Source organism: Cohnella sp. WQ 127256 (genome assembly GCF_024519285.1).
Classification (GTDB): Bacteria; Bacillota; Bacilli; order Paenibacillales; family Paenibacillaceae; genus Cohnella.
Window position 1 is genome coordinate 1 of sequence record NZ_JAMZCY010000008.1, and the last position, 15863, is coordinate 15863.

The window sequence follows — 15863 nt, forward strand, 5'->3', positions numbered from 1 at the left end:
GTTCACGCCGACTGCTGGCATCAATGATACAACCAATGTCATCACGCTCAACAACGGAGGTGTGGCCGATCTCGCAGGCAATGCAGGTACGGGTACCACCAGCTCCAACAATTACACAATTAATACGGTTGTGCCAACGGCCACCATTGTGGTCTCCGACAATATGCTGATAATCGGCGAAACTTCACTGGTAACGATCACCTTCTCGGAAGCGGTGACGGGCTTCACCAATGCAGATCTGACGATCGCGAACGGCACGCTGAGCGCTGTCAGTTCATCCGATGGAGGCATTACGTGGACGGCGACGTTCACGCCAAGTAATAACATAAATGATGCGACCAATGTCATCACACTCGACAACACGGGTGTGCAGAATGCCGTAGGCAATTCGGGAACGGGTAGCACCGACTCCAATAATTACGCGATCGATACGTCGCGACCAACGGCAACCCTTGTAGTAGCCGACACGTCGCTGACCATCGGCGAGACTTCACTGGTGACGATCACGTTCACGGAAGCGGTGACTGGCTTCACTAATGCAGATCTGTTGATTGATAATGGCACGCTGAGCGCTGTCAGTTCGTCCGATGGAGGCATCACGTGGACAGCGACACTTACGCCGATTGCTAGCGTCACTGCTGCGACCAATTTCATCAGGCTCGACAACACGGGTGTGTCCGATCTCGCAGGCAATGCAGGTACGGGTAGCACTGATTCTAACAATTATGCGATCGATATGGTTCGGCCAACAGCCGCTATTGTGTTCGCCGATACGTCGCTGCTTGCCGGTGAGACTTCACTGGTAACGATCACCTTCTCGGAAGCGGTGACGGGCTTCACGAATGCAGACCTGACGATCTCTAACGGTACACTGAGTGCTGTCAGTTCATCCGATGGAGGCATCACGTGGACGGCAACGTTCACGCCGACTGCTGGCATCAATGATCTGAGCAATGTCATCACACTCGACAACACGGGGGTGTCCGATCTCGCAGGCAATGCAGGTGCGGGTAGCACTAATTCTAACAATTATGCGATCGATACGGTTCGTCCAACGGCAACCCTTGTGATCGCTAATGCAGCACTAATCGCCGGCGAGACTTCATTGGTAACAATCAGCTTCTCGGAAGCGGTGAGTGGCTTCACAAATGCTGACCTAATGATCGCGAATGGCACGCTAAGTGCTGTCAGTTCATCCGATGGAGGTATCACGTGGACGGCGACGTTCACACCAACCGATAGCCTCATTGCTGGAAGTAATCTCATCACGCTCGACAACACGGGTGTGCAGAATGCCGCAGGTAATACGGGTGCGGGTACCACCGACTCCAATAATTACGCGATCGATACGTCGCGGCCAACGGCAACCATTGTAGTAGCCGATACGTCGCTGACCATCGGAGAGACCTCATTGGTGACGATCACCTTCACGGAAGCGGTGATTGGCTTCACTAATGATGACCTAACGATCGCGAACGGCACGCTGAGCGCCGTCAGTTCGTCCGATGGAGGCATCACGTGGACGGCGACGTTTACACCGCAAGCCAACGTAAGTGTAGCGGCCAATCTTATCACGCTCCAAAATAGCGGTGTGCACAATAGTACAGGCAATGCGGGACAGGGCACGACGGAATCCAATTCTTATTCTGTCTTCACTGTGCCAGTGTCTACGGATTTGAGCAGTTTGACACTATCGAACGGTACTTTAAGCCCTATCTTTGCTTCTGGAACCGTAGACTACACTTCTAGTGTACCTAACTCCGTTTCCGAGCTAACTGTAACGGCGAGTGTGTCCGATAATCGTGCCACCATGATGGTGAACGATATTCCAGTAATAAGCGGTCAATCGAGTTCCAATATTGTACTGACCGTAGGGTCGAATAAGATTACAGTGCTAGTCACCGGACAGAACGGTACAACGAAGACCTATACCCTCACGGTAACACGAGCAACAAGTCAAAGCTCGTCGACAGATGTTGGCGGTGGTTCAAGTACACCTATACCTATACCTGTACCTATACCTACGGATGGCAAGTTAACGCTCCCTACAGGTCAATCGAGCCAAGTTAGCTTAGGAGATGCAGTTACGATCTCTATTCCGAAAGATGCTACAAAGGAAGAATTGAAATTAACAATAAGTAAAGTATTGGATACACAAAACCTTGTAACGAATGTACAAGTTCTAGCAAGCCCGATCTATGAAATGCTCAAAAACTTCACGGAAAACTTCAGTAAGCCGATTACGCTGACTTTTGTTTTCGATCCAGCAAGCGTGAAGAAAGATCAAATACCAGTAGTATTCTATTATGACGAAGTGAAGAAGGTATGGGTGGAAGTTAAGGGTGGCAAGATCAACTTAAATCAGATTAGCGTAGAGGTTGATCACTTCACGAAGTATGCGGTATTTGCAGTAGATCAAATAGCTGTTGTGCCCGGACCAGAGCAACCAAAGGACACTACAACGGAAGTTAAATTTAGCGATATTTCTAAACACTGGGCTGAAATTAGCATCAATCAAGCTGTATACGGTGGCATCGTCAAAGGTTATGCCGACGGCACATTTAAGCCGAATGCAACCGTGACTCGCGCGGAATTCGCGGTCATGCTAATGAATGCGCTGAAGCCGCAAGGAAATGGAGCGGAGCTGACTTTCTCAGATAACGCGAAGATCGGAGCATGGGCGCAGAAAGCTGTCGCTCAAGCGTTACAAGCTGGCATTATTAAAGGCAATCAAGACGGAAGCTTCCGTCCGAATGCAGAAGTAACACGTGCGGAGATGGCAGTGATGATTGCCAATGCTCTTGGACAACCTATCGAAGCGAATGCCACAACTAGCTTCGCAGATGATAAGGACATTCCAGCATGGGCGAAGGGTAGCATTGCAATCGTGAAGCAAGCCGGCATTGTACAAGGGAACAGCGATAACAATTTCTCCCCTCAAGACAATGCGACAAGAGCAGAGGCTGTAACCGTTCTGCTGAAAATGTTGGCACATAAGAACTAGTAATCTAATACAATCGTCAAACAAGCTTAGAAGGGTCCATCTGGACTTTTCTAAGCTTGTTTTTTCTCAATGAAGCCATATAGTAGGGTATACTAGAAAATATAACCTTATAGAAACGATGGTCGTCATGCAAAGGTATGGTCACTTAATGACACTGTAACTATTGCGTTAACAGCATGTGAAGTCGGAGGAGTTGCAATGATCGTTAGTACGAAATTATATATCCCCCATGTTCGTAACTCGTTGGTATCCCGTCCAAGGCTGATTAGCATGCTAAATGAGGGACTTGATGCCAAGCTGACGCTTGTTTCCGCGCAGGCCGGTTATGGGAAAACAACTGCGTTAAGTGACTGGGTGAAGCAATGCCGTGCGCCTGTGGCCTGGGTTTCTCTAGATAAGCTGGATGATGATTGGATTCAGTTCTGGAGTTATGTCATAGCATCCATTCGGATGAGAGTTCCTGGATTTGGCAAGACGGTTGAGACTCTTCTTGAGAAAGGCCCTTCCGTACATTATGAGCCGATCATTACTTCGTTATTGAATGAACTGAATAGTTTAACCAGCGAGCTTGTCCTTATTCTCGACGATTTTCACTCCATCGAACTACCCACAATTTTTCATTCCTTGAGTTATCTGCTGGAGCATTTGCCGCTCCATATTCATCTCTATATCGCAAGTCGTACCGATTTGGCGATACCAACCGCAAGGCTTCTGGCAAAAGGTGAGCTACATATTATCAATATGCATGATTTACGGTTTCAATTAGAGGAAGGCGTAGCCTTTTTTCGTGACACGATGGGCTTATTGCTAACGAAGGAGCAAGTAACTGAGCTGTTTAATCGAATTGAAGGTTGGGTTAGCGGATTACAGCTGGCTGCGATTTCTCTAAAGCAAAGTGATAATTTAACGGAGTCCATTCATCGATTTAGCGGCCAACATCATCATATTTCTGATTACTTGCTAGAAGAAGTATTTTATCATCAATCGGAACAGATCAAAGCCTTTTTGTTGGAAACATCTATTCTAGGACGAATGAATCGTTCTTTATGCCAAGCTGTAACGGGTCAAATGAACTGTCAGGAGCAATTGGAAAGGCTAGAGCAGCTAAACCTGTTTATTATTCCACTCGACGATAACAGGAGCTGGTATCGGTATCATCACTTGCTTTCGGATTTTTTGCAGCAAATGTTGTTCAGATCGGATTCTGTTAAATGGAAGCAAGTGCATATCTCTGCGGCAAATTGGTTGGAGACTCACGGATTTGATGAAGAAGCGGTGGAGCATTATATAGAAGGCAAACGATATGAGGATGCCGTTCGGTTAATCGAGAAAAATCTACAATTTTTGATGCAATCGAAGACGGTTATATTAAATAGATGGGTATCTGTTATACCGGAAGATGCCTTTGCAAAGAAGCCGATGGTTGAAATGTTGTATATTTCCGTATTACTAGGAGTCGGAAAATGGGAAGCTGCTTTTGGCAGGGCGGAGCAGGCTAAGGTCCGTTTTCAGGCACTACAGGGAAAAATGAGCGACGAGGAATGGAACAAAACGATGGGCAATATCTACTTTTTTTGCTCGATCTCCTCGTATCTTCGTAAAGACTTAGTGCGAACGTCGGAACATTTTGAAGGGGTAGAACGGTATATGCCGGATGGTAGTTTCTTTCAAACAATGGGGCGCAATAGATATCAAGGTTATGATGCATTTGATGATCATTTGGCGTTTATCAACGATCTTCATGCGGCGGATGTTTTCCTAGCGAAATGGATTCATATATGGGGGAAGAAGTCGATATATCCTTTTATCGGGAGTATCTGTGCTTCTTATAGTAAATTACTGTACGAGTGGAATCGGTTGGAAGAGGCGGAGTTGTGTATCAATCAGGTACTTGGACGCAACGATATGCAGCCCTTCGCACGGACTTTGATACATATTGCTATAAGCGCTTCGAGAATTCAGCAAGCCAAAGGTAACTCGAAGCGTGCCTCAGAGTTGCTCGTACAGTTGAAATTGCAAATTTATTCCCCGGATTATGCATTATTTATGCTGAATATCGAAGCGGAGCAAGCATGTCTATCGCTACGACAAGGTTCAAACCAAGATGCGCTTGATTGGTTGGAAAGGTGTGGTCTGACGCATAAGGATGAGGTGTCGCTATTTCGTATGGCTGAGTATCTCTCTTTGGCTAGAGTTCTTGCAGGATGCGGACGAATGGAGGAAGCACTGCACCTACTGGAAAAGCTGTATCTATTATTGTGCAAGGAAGATCGTCTCCGGGATCGGATTAAGGTATTGATTATGCAAAGTGTGACGCTTCAACAAGCGGGTCAAACGGAGGCTGCTCTCGAACAGTTGGAGATCGCCTTACTGTTGGCGGAACCAGAAGGGTATATCCGCAGCTTTATTGACGAAGGTTCTATTATGGCGGAGATGTTGATTTCTTACTTGGGGGTAAGGCGAGTTAGTCGATTAGGTTATACTTCCTCCGTGTCATTAACTTATGTGAAGCAGCTGCTTCAAGCCTTAAATGTCACTTTAGAAGATGGGCTATCTCTTAAAGAAATATTAACCGAGCAGGAAACGAGAATTCTAGGGTTGATCGCCAGTGGAATGTCAAACAAGGAAATTGCCCAACATTTGATCATCACTACCGAAACCGTAAAGTCGCATATTAAAAATATATATCGAAAGCTAAGTGCTAGTAATCGCGTAAATGCACTACAGCGAGCTAATGAATTAAACTTTTTAGGTTGAAAGTATCCCCCATTTGGGGGATTTTTTTTATGCCTAATAGAACGTTAAAATGACAGCTATAGAGGTGACCATAATCAATGAAATATACGGGGCGCATCCTGTCCTTGCTGATTGTTGTCATATGCTCGATAGCGCGGAAAGCAAAATAATTGGAAAATCGGAAGGCTAGCGCATTATGGAAACTAGTAAGGAGGGTGAGGAATGGACCACTTGTTAGGTCAAATCGTTAAAAATGAGATTACCAACTCGAGGGGATTGACCTTAATCCCAGCGCGATCAGCTCTTAATCAAGATCATATTGAAATATTGAGGAATCATCTTGTAGATCCCATATCCATTGTGTTCATGTCGGAAGATGAAGAAATCCATAAGCAATCCATTAATCAAGTGGTGAATACGTCGAAGGAACTGTTTCAATCGATTGGAATGTCTGGGAAAATTCCATTAATGGAAATAAGAAAAGAAATCCTTCCTTTCGTTCAGCAAGCCTCTAAAAATGAGAATATCTTTCAATTATTTGATATTGTTAAAGCAACGGACGAGTACACTTATCAGCATAATGTTGGGGTTGGCATATTATCTACTCTAATTGGTAGATGGTTAAATTTTACAGATCTTGAAATTGCGACATTATCCCTTGCAGCTACTTTACATGACGTTGGCAAAGTTAAGGTCCCGATTGAACTATTAAATAAGCCTGGTAAATTATCTGATGAGGAGTTCGCATTAGTTAAAAAACACACGATTTATGGATACGAGATGTTAAAGGACACGATAGGTTTGAACCATAGAATCCCACTAGTAGCCCTTCAACATCATGAACGTAATGATGGTAAAGGCTACCCCTTAGGCTTAAAAGAGGAAAAGGTAGATTTGTTCAGTAAAATCGTAGCGGTCGCTGACATCTTCCATGCCATGTCTTCCTACCGGCCTTATCACGAGCCTCTTCCATTCCATGAAATCGTTAGTCAAATGAGGAGAGGGACTTTTGGAGCTCTTGATCCGACCGTTGTTTCCGTGTTTCTTAATAACATCGTGAAGAGAATGATAGGTGAAAATGTGATTTTATCGGATGGGACAATAGGCGAGGTCATCTCACTGAATCCTCATAACATAGAGACTCCATTCATTAAAGTCAACGATGAGTTTATAGACTTGAGTAAACGAACGGATATACAGATAAAAGAAATAAGAATTTGATTCATGCAGTTGTGGTGTTGTCAGCGCTGGTGCCATGGTCGGAGATGTAGGATCAGAAACTGATCCTATTGGGGCTGAAGACCTTTGCGAGTAGTGGTATTACCAGCGAACCGATAACACGGTAAAATTTACGTTAGTGAAATAGGATCAAATATTATATCAGCTGCAAAAAAACCGCGAAGGCTTAATGCTACGCGGTTTTTCGCTTTTTTTAGCTAAAATCTTTTATTATTCTTTCATTCGCCTTCGCTACAATTAATTTAATAGAAACTGAAAGAGAGAGTAAATAGGAGGCAAATTAATGAATAGAAGAGGTTTGAATAGGGCGACAGTTGTGCTCATTGTTATCAGTATGATTGCAGGGATGCTTCTGACCATGGGGATGCCCAAAGCGGTGTATGCGGAAGAAGATACCGTGAACTTCTCAGGAGGGGAAGGTACTCTCGAGAATCCCTATAAAGTGGCTACTGCGTTGGAATTAAGCCATGTCAATATTCCAGGGCCGGGAGCGTATTTCGAACAGGCAGCACATATTGAATTGACCGGGAATTGGATGCCGCTCGGGACATTCCGCGGTATCTATGACGGTAATGATTTCATTGTCTCAAATATGACGATTAATTCTTCGGAAAATAAAGTGGGATTATTTTCAGAGTTATCCAGCGGGGCTGTGTTGAAAAATATCAAACTGGACAATTTCAATATTAACACAACGGGCGTTGACTCCTTTGTAGGTAGTCTGGTTGGACACATAAATGTCAATGCAACAATCCGCGATAGTACAAGCAGCGGGGTGATCACTTTTACGGATTCAAACTATGTAGGTGGTCTGGCCGGCTATAATGAAGGGTCTGTGAGTGAGAGCTCCAGTAAAGCTACTATTACAAGCTTGGGCAGTGATAATTTTAGCGCAGGTGGCCTAGTCGGCTCCAATTCCGGAACGATCAGCGGCAGTAACACCAGTGGGTCTTTAACGGTTAATCATCAGCAGGCCTATGCTGGGGGTTTGGTCGGAACGAATTCAGGAAGCGTCAATGATAGCGGAAGCAGCAACACAGTAACGGCTGGGGATATTGCTTCGGTGGGCGGCTTGGTCGGTAACAATTTCTCAAACGGAACGATTAGTGGCAGCTATAGTACCGGTAGCGTTAGCGGGAATACAAATTCAGTTGTAGGTGGTCTGATTGGCAGAAATTCAGGCAGTATCAATGGCAGCTACAGTACTGGCAGTGCCATCGCCGGGTCAGGTGGAATGGCTGGAGGATTAATTGGTTACAAAGCTAACGGGTCTATCGACAACAGCTACAGTACTGGCAATGCAAGCGGCAACGGAGCTGTATTCGTAGGCGGACTGGTTGGATTTAACAGCGGCGGAGACGTCAGTAACAGCTACAGCACAGGTAGTGCAAGCGGGGGAACGGATGCTAATGGTGGCTTGATTGGTTTCAAGCAAGGGGTGGGGGATGTCAATAATAGTTATTATTATAGTACGGGGGGAATCACATCGAATGGAGGAACACCCAAAAATGCTGCGGAGCTGATGCAGCAGACGACCTTCTCATCGTGGAATTTCAATACGATCTGGAGAATTGCAGAGGGGTACACGTATCCTTCTCTCATCTGGCAGCCGTTATCGGCGAATGAGTCTACTGCTTTCGATTATAGAGACTTAACCTGGAATTTTATTAAGGGTGTGAACAGCACAGAAAATGATGTGACGGAAGATCTCAACCTTCCAGCAATTGGACCTGCGGGCTCAACGATTATGTGGAGCGTGTCGCAGTCGGGCTTGATTAATACCGGAACCGGCAAAGTAACGAGAGCGACCGATGACGATCATGAAGTTACTTTGACAGCTACGATTAGCAAGTCGGGAGGGTTGACGCGTACAAAGCAATTTATCTTGACTGTGATCGAGGCGCCTAACAATAAGCCTAGCCGAAGGCCAACCGTAAATGCTACGGCGACGGCAAAAGTAACCGTAAACACGGAGTATTCGATCGATCTTTCAACGATCTTCGAAGATGTGGATGGCGACCCGCTGAGCTACTTTGTATCGATAGAGGGCACGGCAGCGGAAATAGCGGCTACGGCCTATACGTATACACCAACAGCGGCAGGCACAGTAACACTGGTCTTTACGGTTAGCGATGGTGAAGAATTGTCCAACGATACCTATACGGTGGAGTTAACGGCTAATACGATGCCTGTTCGTAAAGCGGACGTAACTGCAACGGATGAAGTCGCATTGACAGTCAACGCGCCGTATACGCTAGATCTTTCCACAGTTTTTGAGGATGCGGATGGTGAAGGACTGACTTACAAGGTATCCGTAAATGGAGCGACGGCGGTAACGGCGATTACGGCCTATACGTACACGCCGACTACGGCAGGTACAGTAACGTTAGTCTTTACAGCGAACGATGGAACGATAGATTCCATTGACACATACACGGTGGAGCTAACGGTCAACACGGTACCTGTTCGTCAAGCGGACGTGGGTGCGACAGCAGAAGCGATTGTTACGGTGAACACGCCGTATACGCTTGATCTTGCTACTGTTTTTGAAGATGCAGACGGCGACGGAATGACTTATAAGGTAGTTGTAGATGGAGCGGCGGCTGTAGTGGCTGACGAGAATTATACGTACACGCCGGTTGTGGCAGGTACAGTAACGGTAGTCTTTACCGCGAACGACGGAACGATAGATTCCACAGACACATACACGGTGGAGCTTACGGTCAACACGGTGCCTGTTCGTCAAGCGGACGTGGGTGCGACAGCAGAAGCCATTGTGACGGTGAACACGCCGTATACGCTTGATCTTACCACGGTTTTTGAAGATGCAGACGGCGACGGATTGACTTACAAGGTAGCTGTAGATGGAGCGGTGGCTGTAGTGGCTAACGAGAATTATACGTACACGCCGACTACGGCAGGTACAGTAACGTTAGTCTTTATCGCGAACGACGGAACGATAGATTCCACAGACACATACACGGTGGAACTTACGGTCAACACTGTGCCTGTTCGTCAAGCGGACGTGGGTGCGACAGCAGAAGCGATTGTGACGGTGAACACGCCGTATACGCTTGATCTTACCACGGTTTTTGAAGATGCGGACGGCGACGGACTGACTTACAAGGTAGCTGTAGATGGAGCGGTGGCTGTAGTGGCTAACGAGAATTATACGTACACGCCGACTACGGCAGGTACAGTAACGTTAGTCTTTATCGCGAACGACGGAACGATAGATTCCACAGACACATACACGGTGGAACTTACGGTCAACACTGTGCCTGTTCGTCAAGCGGACGTGGGTGCGACAGCAGAAGCGATTGTGACGGTGAACACGCCGTATACGCTTGATCTTACCACGGTTTTTGAAGATGCGGACGGCGACGGACTGACTTACAAGGTATCCGTAAATGGAGCGACGGTGGTAGCGGCTAACGAGAATTATACGTACACGCCGACTACGGCAGGTACAGTAACGTTAGTCTTTACCGCGAACGACGGAACGATAGATTCCACAGACACATACACGGTGGAGCTTACGGTCAACACGGTGCCTAATCGTAAAGCAGACGTGACTGCAACTAAGGATGTAGCTTTGACGGTAAACACGTCGTATACGCTCGATCTTGCAACGGTTTTTGAAGATGCGGATGACGATGGATTGACTTACAAGGTATCCGTAGATGGTACTGCAGCGGAAGCTGCAAACAGTACCTACACGTACACGCCGACTTCTGTTGGGACAATGACACTGGTTTTTACAGCCCATGATGGATCAGCAGCTTCCGCCGACACGTATACAGTGAAATTGATAGTATCGCAGCCAAGTAACGGTAACGGCAATAGTAATAGTGGCGGCAATGGAGGCGGAAGTAGCACTCGGACAACAGATTACAATGTAACGATTACAGGCCCTGTAGGAACAACGCTTCCGGTTAAGGTAGATTCGACGAAAGGTCTTGCTTCGATATCTGTTGGAGCATTGACGGAAAAGATTTTTAACGCTGAAAACAAGACAATTATCACCTTTCCGGTTATTCCTGATGTAAAGGCTTATACGATTGAAATGCTGGCCACATCTTTGTCTAATAGGATAAGAACTGGTGAGCTGGTTTTCAAAACTTCGGCTGGTAGTATCACGATTCCAGACGACATGCTTAGAGGCGTAGCAGATATTGATGGAAAAGTCGCAAGCATTACAGTCGGCATAGGCAATAAAAATCAATTATCCGCAAAAGCAGCGGCAGATGTAGGTGACCGACCGCTAGTGGAGCTTACCTTGGCACTGAATGGAATAAAGACGTCTTGGAATAATCCGGCTTCCCCTGTTAGGATCAGTATTCCATACGTGCCGACAGCCGAGGAATTAAAGGATCCTGAGCATATTGTCATTTGGTATATCGACGGTAGCGGCAATGCTGTCTCTGTTCCGAGTGGTCGTTACGATAAGGAGAGCGGGACGGTGACCTTTGTCACGACTCACTTCAGTACTTACGCAGTGGCTTATGTGCATAAAGTTTTTGGAGATCTAGGTGGCTTGAATTGGGCGAAACATCCTATCGAGGTCATGGCTTCCAAGGGGATTATCAGCGGTACATTGGCTGAGATGTTCGCGCCGACAGCTCCGATCACGCGAGCTGATTATCTTGTTCTGCTGGTGAAGACATTAGGATTAACAGCGGAGTTTAACGGCAGCGGCAGCTTCGCTGATGTAGATTCGAATGCCTATTATTATGAAGCGCTGGGGATTGCAAAGCAGATAGGTATAGCTGAGGGGAATGGCAGCAATGAATTCCACCCAAAGGAGCAAATCTCAAGGCAGGATATGATGGTACTGACTGCCCGTGCCCTCACGAAGTTCAAGGGCTTGAAAGTTGCCAATAATCTAACAGGAATGGAGCAATATAGCGACAAGAAGGATGTTGCTGTGTATGCGGAGTCCAGCTTGAAAATATTGGCGCAGGCAGGTCTAATCACCGGATCCGGTGGCAAGCTTAATCCTCGAGCGCTAACTCTGCGAGCTGAAGCAGCGGTATTTCTGTACCGGATCTACAACCAATACTAATTTGAAGTTGCACTCATAACGGACAATATATTTTAGTGGACAAAACACCGCGAAGCATGACGCTTCGCGGTGTTTGCTTGTAAAGAAAAAAGCGTTGAAGTTGTTAGAGCAGTTATTGGCATTTTAATCCTACACAAGTCGCTCCGTATCTTGAGTCCGCTCTGCGAGGACACGCATCAAGCCCTGTAATACGTGCATTTGCTGGAAGCAGAAAGTGAATACTTGTTCCCTTGTGAGCTCTAGCAATATTGTTCGGCTGCTTGCCGTACAATCTGCTGAACGGGGTTGTCCATCGATCATCGCCATCTCACCGAATATTTGCCCTACGCCAAGTGATGCGAGATTCTCAGAGCCTTTATGGACTTGTATTGTACCCTGGATAATTCCGTATAGGGTGTGTCCATCCTCGCCTATCGAGCATATTTTCTCGCCAGTCTCATAAACCGACTCCTCGACCATATGAGCAAGCTTAATAAAGTCCTCTTGCGAGCAGTGGGCAAAAAGGCTTATTTTTTGTAGCACCAATATCCGTCGTATTATGACTTCATTCTTGCCCTGAGCTGCTAGTGCCTGAAGAGTACCCTCATTATCGTGAGGAATATGCTGTTCACCGTCAGTTATCTCTTGGGCAGCTCCCGATAATGAAGTGGTGGTGATTCTCTCATTCGTGGAGCGTAAGCGACGTGATAATAGCTTCATCATCTCCATAGCAATCTCTGTACGATCGAAGATGATTTCATAGAAGGCACTCGACGTTAACTCGCAGAGCACAACATCCTCCTCAGCGATTACAGTTGCGGATCGCAGCCTCTGTGTGATGACACTCATCTCGCCAAAATAATCATATGCCCCGAGCTCATTTATTTTGACGGAGTTGATATAGACGCCAGTTGTTCCTTGCTCGATCAGATATAGCGAATTCCCAATGTCCAGCTCACGTACGATCTCTGCTCCCTTATTGAACGATACAACTTGAAGATGCTGAGCGATACTGAATAAATCTCGACCTGATAGTCCGTTAAACAAGGATACATGCTTCAATAAGTGAATTTGTTTCATTAGTTGATGCATCTCGCCGCCTTGATCTTCAGTGACTTTCCCATGATCGATATTCAGATTAATCCAGAGATCACCTTGGTTATAGAACCATTTAAGCGCCTCATCTATGCGTGATTGGGCAGGTGTTTCATTTCCGCCGGTGGATGAGAGGGAGATGATTCTCGTTATCTCTGTACGTACTTTTCCAGTGAGAAGCTGGTCAATGATCTCAGCCGCATTAGCCTGCTGTCTGGAGTCCCCTTCTGACCAATTGGAATAAACAGCATTCATAGTTTTGGAATCATAGAGTAAGGCTAGTAATTGAAATATCCGCTTCACATGACGAATTCGCATGTGCTCGATCGCCTCAGAGAGTTCCGCTCTAATCAAATTGCCGAGAGCTTTCTGATGCTCCACCCATTCCCAATAGGCAGAAATTTCGTGAGCCAATAGATGCTCTCCATGCTTTCTATCCACTTGACAGGAGTCTGAGCCGTCATGGATTCGAGATGCCGATTCTAATGCTTTCACGCGAAGCTCATTCGAATAACCTAAATAATGGCGTAACAACGAATCCAATGCGGCTTGTGTTCCTATTTTCTCCAATACAAGCGGCAAATGTAGATGATCTTCCTTAGCGACCAAATAGGATTCAAGATGTGGAATAATAATAGCTTCATCATAAGCCTGCAACGCAGTGATGGCTTGCTGGCGAACTTCATGATCTTTAAGTAACGGAATAATAATAGGGATTAGCTCGGGTACACTTAATAAAGCTGCCGATTCCAGTGCTCGACTACGAACAAGGTGGGAGGGGTCATGAAGCATAGGAATAAGTGGTTTATAGAAGCTTGATATGCCAATGTGACCGAAAAGGCTCGCCATGGCTCTGCGTTCTTCTTCATCACTACTACCTAATAATTGCTTCAATGTGGATACGGCATGGAACATGCCCTCGATCCCGTAATACTTAATCAATCCTACGATAGCCGCTGCACGAATATTGACGTCTTGTTCCTGCAAATAGGCGACAATTCGGTCCAATTGCTCTTCATTGGCATAAGCGGACAAAGCCAAGATCGCTTGGGTACGAATATTCACATCGGTATCTATGAGATGGGGCTCAAGCCTAAGCTCTCCGCCAGGGGGAGTTGTCGTTTGGATGAACTTCAAAGCTTCGATTCGTACCTCTTGAACGGGGTGAAAGAGTAATCTCTTGATATGGAGATTCATATTAAACTCACGAATGCCTTGTAGAATAGAGAAGGCATATAAGGCTTCCTGCTTATCCTTGCTATGTAAAGCAGTAATCAATAGTTCAATGCTGGCGGGATCAATGAAATCAAGCTCATTCTGCATATCCATTCCCTTGGATTGTAGAGTGGATAACAGCATAGTTAGATATGTTTTCTTGATCTTAATTGCTGCAACAATACAACAACCGATCAAGGTGAGGATTAAATAGCTGAAATGCTCCACTGCGAGCCATTGGGATAACACGATTAGACTGATAGCGGCTACGCCTTTAGCGCCGTTCCGAACAATTCCATCAAGGAATCCTTTGGCTTTACCGCGCCACTCTGGTGGAATAGGGAACATGATGAGCTGACTAACGGAGGAATAGATGGTATCGCCCAGTACTTTATCGCTTGCTTTAACCGCAGTAGCAATAGCCAGCACGGGCATAATTAGAAGTGCAAAGCTTCCGGTGAAGAGAACGATCGGGAATACAAGGAGGGCGGTGATTACCCCGAAGCGGGTAATTAATTTTCCAGAGATGAATAATTGAACGAATAAAGCCAACAATCCCGCAAAGCCATAGAAGCTCCCCATAAAACTAGCGAGTTCTTCATTCTGTAAGGTCCCTCGAAGGATAACCTTAAATTGATAATCAATCAGCGTAAGAGAAATGACTAGAGTGCCTGCCATAATGGCCACATATTTGAGATGAGGGACACTCTGTAATAGCCCTTGTTGCTCTACATTCGCTCGTGCTCGCACCGTAGAAGTTTTCTTAGCAGGGGGCTTAATAGCGAACATCTCAAGAGGGTTTCGCACACTTCGTATAAGAATAAGGACGAATAGCAGGCACATCAATTGAGCCCCAGCATAGATGAATATGAGGTTGTCTGTGCCTAAGGACTGTACAAGCAGCTTCAAACCAAATCCACTAGCAATCCCGCCAACGATCCCCCCACTGCCAACCCAACCAATTGTACGTTTGGCTTTACGCTGATCCATAATCGAGGTTGCGAACTGCCAGAAGCAGACAATCATAAGGAAATTCAACACATCGTACCCAATATAGATAACGGGAAATATCCAGCTATAACCGATACCGACGATCATTCGCGAAGTGAAGGCTAATACCGAGGCGATGATAATAACTCCAACGACTAATTGATCGGTGCGGTAGCGTCCGCAGCATTTTTGATAGATAAATCCAGATAACAGAAGAGTGGCGGCTTGGGGTAAGTACATATAAGATAAAATAGAGGCATCATACCTACTGAGGAATAACGTATCAGCAGCAGTCCGACCGATCGTCGAAGCGGAGACGACAAAGAACAAATATCCGAATAAAAAGATGATTTTGGTATATTCAGCTCGGTCAGATTTGAACTGACGTGAGACCAGGGTAAGTGGATTTCCGAAGCGATTGCTCGACATGGAGCGTGATCCTCATTTCTACATTTCTATTAATTTCCATAATCTATAGATAGGAATTATATATGAAAAATAGAAACAGGGCTACCCATGAGGATAGCCCTGTTTCTATTT

General features: G+C 45.9%; 5 protein-coding genes. 4 read left to right on the plus strand and 1 reads right to left on the minus strand.

All coding sequences use genetic code 11. The features are described 5' to 3' along the window. From M1K58_RS21820 to M1K58_RS21835, 4 genes are all read left to right on the plus strand, one after another. On the plus strand, positions 1–3004 hold a 3004-nt coding region (locus M1K58_RS21820; protein ID WP_256761005.1), incomplete at its 5' end, for an Ig-like domain-containing protein. A gap of 198 nt (positions 3005–3202) precedes the next feature. Then, positions 3203–5761 (plus strand): winged helix-turn-helix domain-containing protein, encoded by a 2559-nt coding sequence (locus M1K58_RS21825; RefSeq protein WP_256761006.1) that lies wholly within the window; start codon positions 3203–3205, stop codon positions 5759–5761. A 201-nt stretch (positions 5762–5962) separates the two neighbouring features. Beyond that, entirely contained in the window at positions 5963–6961 is a 999-nt protein-coding gene (locus M1K58_RS21830; RefSeq protein WP_256761007.1) for an HD-GYP domain-containing protein, read from the plus strand. A gap of 301 nt (positions 6962–7262) precedes the next feature. Next, the gene (locus M1K58_RS21835) at positions 7263–12044 is read left to right on the plus strand and encodes an Ig-like domain-containing protein (protein WP_256761008.1); all 4782 of its coding nucleotides are present in this window, start codon (positions 7263–7265) and stop codon (positions 12042–12044) included. A 129-nt stretch (positions 12045–12173) separates the two neighbouring features. Here the strand turns inward: M1K58_RS21835 and M1K58_RS21840 are convergent, their stop codons facing one another. After that, positions 12174–15752 (minus strand): Npt1/Npt2 family nucleotide transporter, encoded by a 3579-nt coding sequence (locus tag M1K58_RS21840; protein WP_256761009.1) that lies wholly within the window; start codon positions 15750–15752, stop codon positions 12174–12176. Between the last annotated feature and the right edge of the window lie 111 nt (positions 15753–15863).

Bases quoted from the DNA above. Each gene is read 5' to 3' on its own strand.
- M1K58_RS21825 (WP_256761006.1), top strand. From the start codon at position 3,203: ATGATCGTTAGTACGAAATTATATATCCCCCATGTTCGTAACTCGTTG.
- M1K58_RS21830 (WP_256761007.1), top strand. From the start codon at position 5,963: ATGGACCACTTGTTAGGTCAAATCGTTAAAAATGAGATTACCAACTCG.
- M1K58_RS21835 (WP_256761008.1), top strand. From the start codon at position 7,263: ATGAATAGAAGAGGTTTGAATAGGGCGACAGTTGTGCTCATTGTTATC.
- M1K58_RS21840 (WP_256761009.1), bottom strand. From the start codon at position 15,752: ATGTCGAGCAATCGCTTCGGAAATCCACTTACCCTGGTCTCACGTCAG.